Below are 4,301 nucleotides of genomic sequence, written 5' to 3' on the forward strand. Positions count from 1 at the left end.
GTGGTCGTCGGCGAGCGCGCCGACCGCGAGCAGCGCGGCGGCGAGGCCGAGGCTGATCGAGCTCATCACCCAGATCCGCGCGGTGGTCCCGGCGTGCAGGCCGTCGCCGGTGTCGGTGAGGGTCGCGATCGGCGCGGTGTAGTTCATCAGGCCCAGCAGGGTCGCCGCGCCGGGCAGGGCCAGGGCGGCCGTCGCGCCCGGCGGGCGCCGGCCGTGCCGGGTGGCGCCGGGGGTCGCCAGTGTCGTCATGCGGTCTCCAGTTCAATGAACGAACTTCGATGGCCGAGACTGTACACGATGAGGTTCGTTCATTGAACCGAAGGAGCGGTATCCTGCACGGCATGGCACTCGGGAAGGACTACGCCGGGCAGAACTGCACGCTGGCCCGGGCGCTGGAGGTGGTCGGCGAGCGCTGGACGCTGCTGATCGTGCGGGACGCCTTCTACGGCGTCCGGCGGTTCAGCGACTTCCTCGCCCACCTGGACATCCCCCGCGCCGTGCTGTCGGCGCGGCTCTCCACGCTGGTCGCGCACGGCGTCCTGGCCAAGGAGGGGCACGAGTACGTGCTGACCGAGGCGGGCGTCTCGCTCTGGCCGGTCGTGCACGGGCTGGCCCGCTGGGGCGAGCAGAACCTCGACGGGTCCGGCACCTGCCGGTTCTTCCTGCACGGCGCGTGCGGCACCCGTGTCGATCCGGACGGCACCTGCCCGACCTGCGGCGGCGGCCCGGTCCATCCGAGGGATCTGGTGACCCACCCGGGCCCTGCGGCGAGCCGGCGCGACGACGCGATCAGCAGGGCCCTGCGCCGGCCGCACCCCATGCTCACGCCCATCGAGACCTGATCGGGCCGCGTCCGGGGGATCAGGCGCCCAGCGCGTGGGCGATCAGCTCGGCGACGGCGTCGGGGTCCACGTGGTGGCCGCTGAGCTGGGCCAGGTGCTCCTGGTAGAGCAGGACGGCCGCGAAGGTGGCGGCGGCCACCTCCAGGCGGGCCTGGTCGCCCCGGGCGCCGGGCAGCGCCATCTCCAGGGCCAGCCGCGCCCGCCGCACGACCTCGCCGTTCAGCAGGCGCAGGCGTTCGCGGACGGTCGTGTGCGTGTCGGCCTCGCGGAACAGGATGCGCCGCATGGCGGGGGAGGCGCGCAGCGGGAAGCCGCGCGCGAGCCTGGCCAGCGTGCCCGCCGGATCGCCGGGGACGGCCTCCAGCGGCTCCGCGCCCGGGGGCGGCTCGATCTCGGTGCGCTCGGCGACCAGCGTGACCAGGACGTCCATCTTATGCGGGAAGTAGTGGAAGACCAGGCCCTTGGGGACCTGTGCGCTGCGCGCGATGCGCGCCGTGGAGGTGCCCTCGTAGCCGCCCTCGGCGAACAGCGCCTCGGCGGCGTCCAGGATCCGCGTCCGCGCGTCCGGACGGCCCGCGCCCTCGTCGGCGGAGGTGGAGGCGGAGGGCGCGGTGGGCGGGGTGCCGACCGGGCGGGAGGGCGGCGTGGCTGCGTTCATGTTCGGCCTCCCCGATGGCCGCCCGGCCGGTCAGGCGACGGTCAGCTTCTCACCGTGCGGGTGCGGTAGGCGACCCACAGGCCGACGATAGTCGCGGCGCCGCCCGCGATCCATGCCGTCCAGGCCGCGTAGTGGCTGTCGTCGAACTGCCATGCCCACGGCGACACGAACAGCAGCAGCGCGAAGGCGGTGGCGGTCCAGGCCGCCGGGCCGACGGTGCCGAGGAGCGGGAACAGGCCCGCGACCAGCAGCAGCGCGCCGAGGACCATCAGGGGCAGGCGGCCGTGGCCGTCCGCCCAGAGGTCCGGGGCGACCAGCGCGACCAGTCCGGCGACGAAGATGACGGCGTCCTCCCATGCCGGCTTTCCCATGGGATACCTCCGGGGAGATGGGTGGGTTGTTCTGTTCCCGAGAAATGCCCTGACTGACCGGTCGGTCAACGTGCCGACGCGGTAGCCGGTTCTGTCCGGAGCGTCATATTTCTCTGCCTGAACGCGTGGGACGACTGTGATGTACGGAACACCTGGGACGACCAGATACGCTCCACCTTCGTGGGAGGCGATGCGGTGGACGAGGGCGCGGACCGGCGGCGTGCCCGCGCGCCCTTCGCCCCGCTGCGGCGGCTGGTCGACGGCCGCCCCGACGACAGCCGCGCCCAGATCGCCCGCCGCGCCCGCGTCCTGGTGACCCTCGCCACCGGCCTCGCCAACCTCGGCGGCGCGCTCGTCGTGCTGCTGTTCACGCTGGTCGTGCCCAACCCGGGCGGCCACTCCCCGCACCGGCTGCAGACCTTCAACGTCTGGGTCTTCACCGCCTACGTGGTGCTCGCCGTCCCGGTCGGGCTGCTGCTCGGCGAGCGGTTCTTCCGCCGCGTCCGCCGGCTGGTCGACCGGCACGAGGAGCCCGACCGGCGGGAACGGGCGCTGCTGCTGTACGGCCCGCTGCGGCTGATGGCCGTCCACCTCACCCTGTGGGGGGTCGGGACGGTCGGCTGGGTGCTGGTCAACCTGCCGTTCTCCGCGCTGGTCGCGGTCAAGCTCGGCCTGACGAGCCTGCTCGGCGGGCTCACCACCTGCACGATCGTCTACCTGCTCGCCGAGCGGCTGCTGCGCCGGTCGGTGACCACCGCGCTGCGGTCCGGGACCCCGCGCCGCACCGGCCTGCCCGGCGTGGTCGCGCGCTCGGTGCTGGCGTGGGCGCTCGGCACCGCCGTGCCGATCCTCGGCCTGATGGTCCTGGCGGTCGGGTCGTTCGTCCTCAACCGGGTGAACGTGCACGCCTTCGCGGCGGCCGTCCTCGCCCTCGGCGGGACGGCCCTGCTGGTCGGCCTCGGCGTCACCTACTTCGCCGCGCGCGCGATCGCCGACCCCGTCGAGTCGGTGCGGCTCGGCCTGGCCCGGGTCGAGCGGGGCGAGCTGGACGTCGAGGTGCCGGTCTACGACGCCAGCGAAGTCGGCCTGCTGCAGGCCGGGTTCAACCACATGGCCGCCGGGCTGCGTGAGCACGAGCGGCTCCAGGACCTGTTCGGCCGCCAGGTCGGCGCGGACGCGGCGAAGGTCGCGCTCGAGCACGGCGTGGACCTCGGCGGCGAGCTGCGCGAGGTCGCGGTGCTGTTCGTGGACGTCATCGGCTCCACCCGGCTCGCCGCCGAGCGCGCGCCGACCGAGGTGGTCGGGCTGCTCAACGACTTCTTCGCGATCGTGGTCGAGGTGGTCGGACGGCACGGCGGCTGGATCAACAAGTTCGAGGGCGACGCCGCGCTGGCGATCTTCGGCGCGCCGCTGGACCTGCCCGGCGCGGCGGGCCGCGCCCTGGCCGCCGGGCGCGAGCTGGCCGTCCGGCTGCGGGACGGCGTGCCCGGCCTGTCGGCGGCCGTGGGCGTGTCGGCGGGCGAGGCCGTCGCCGGGCACATCGGGGCCGAGGAGCGGTTCGAGTACACCGTGATCGGCGACCCGGTGAACGAGGCCGCGCGCCTCACCGACCTGGCCAAGGGCCGTCCGGACCGGGTGCTCGCCGCCGCGACCGTGGTCGACGGCGCGGACCCCGAGGAGGCCGCCCGGTGGGAACTGGGCGAGGAGGTCCAGCTCCGCGGCCGCAACCGCCTCACCCGGCTGGCGTCCCCGCGCGTCCCCGACCGCGCCGCCTCCTGACCCGTCGCCTGCCGGCCCGTCGCGGCGGGCGGCTCAGCCGAGGGCGCCCAGGGACGCTCCGTTGAGGGTCGTGGCGAAGCGGGAGAAGCCGGGGCCGGTCTCCTCGCCCACGTAGACGTCGGCGTGGCTCCGGCCGCCGTAGCCGGGCCGGAACAGGTCGGTGACCTTCCAGCGGGCCTTGCGGAACCGGGCGCACACCTGCGGCGGGACGCCCGCGCCGCAGGCGGTGATCACGAAGCGCTGCCCCCGGGCCAGGACGTCCTTGTCGGCGGCGGCCGACTCCCACGCCTTCAGCGGACGCCCCTTGGGGTCGCGGGTGCTGTCGTCCAGCCAGTAGCCGGTGCTGTGCGACCAGTTCAGGAAGCGGCCCTTGCGCGGGCCGGAGGTGATCCTCCCGCTGCCCTCCATGCGGATCACCCGCAGGAAGTCGGCCGGGTAGGAGCCGAGCGGCGTGTGCCCGTTGGAGCAGCGCAGGGACGGGCAGCCCTTCACGGCCGTCATCGCGCCTCCGTGCAGGCTCTCCACGGCCGTGTAGTACGTGGTGACGCGCCACGAGCCGGGCTTGCCGAGCGGGACGATCGTCCCAGGGGCCGACGCGGGCGGCAGCGCGCGTTCGTTCGGGGTCGGGGCGGGCGCGCTCGGGACGTCGCC

Annotated in this window: 6 protein-coding genes; 2 read left to right on the forward strand and 4 right to left on the reverse strand. The window is 74.6% G+C overall.

The window, feature by feature from the left end; all coding sequences use genetic code 11:
• Positions 1-249 (reverse strand): hypothetical protein (locus tag AB0J52_RS29695; RefSeq protein WP_500185889.1); only part of this gene is annotated, 249 nt, incomplete at its 3' end.
• A 92-nt stretch (positions 250-341) separates the two neighbouring features.
• Between AB0J52_RS29695 and AB0J52_RS29700 the strand changes: the two genes are divergently transcribed.
• Positions 342-842: a winged helix-turn-helix transcriptional regulator gene (locus AB0J52_RS29700; protein ID WP_500185891.1), complete on the forward strand. Its 501-nt coding sequence runs from the start codon at positions 342-344 to the stop codon at positions 840-842.
• A gap of 19 nt (positions 843-861) precedes the next feature.
• Here the strand turns inward: AB0J52_RS29700 and AB0J52_RS29705 are convergent, their stop codons facing one another.
• Positions 862-1,500: a TetR/AcrR family transcriptional regulator gene (locus AB0J52_RS29705; protein WP_500185893.1), complete on the reverse strand. Its 639-nt coding sequence runs from the start codon at positions 1,498-1,500 to the stop codon at positions 862-864.
• Positions 1,501-1,541: 41 nt separating this feature from the next.
• On the reverse strand, positions 1,542-1,871 hold the full coding sequence (locus AB0J52_RS29710) for an SPW repeat protein (protein WP_500185895.1): 330 nt from the start codon (positions 1,869-1,871) through the stop codon (positions 1,542-1,544).
• Positions 1,872-2,051: 180 nt separating this feature from the next.
• Between AB0J52_RS29710 and AB0J52_RS29715 the strand changes: the two genes are divergently transcribed.
• Positions 2,052-3,650, forward strand: a complete 1,599-nt coding sequence (locus AB0J52_RS29715) for an adenylate/guanylate cyclase domain-containing protein (protein WP_500185898.1) — start codon at positions 2,052-2,054, stop codon at positions 3,648-3,650.
• A gap of 33 nt (positions 3,651-3,683) precedes the next feature.
• Here the strand turns inward: AB0J52_RS29715 and AB0J52_RS29720 are convergent.
• The coding region (locus tag AB0J52_RS29720) for a hypothetical protein (RefSeq protein ID WP_500185900.1) at positions 3,684-4,301 on the reverse strand (618 nt) is incomplete at its 5' end.

This window comes from Spirillospora sp. NPDC049652, assembly GCF_040675125.1.
GTDB lineage: Bacteria > Actinomycetota > Actinomycetes > Streptosporangiales > Streptosporangiaceae > Spirillospora.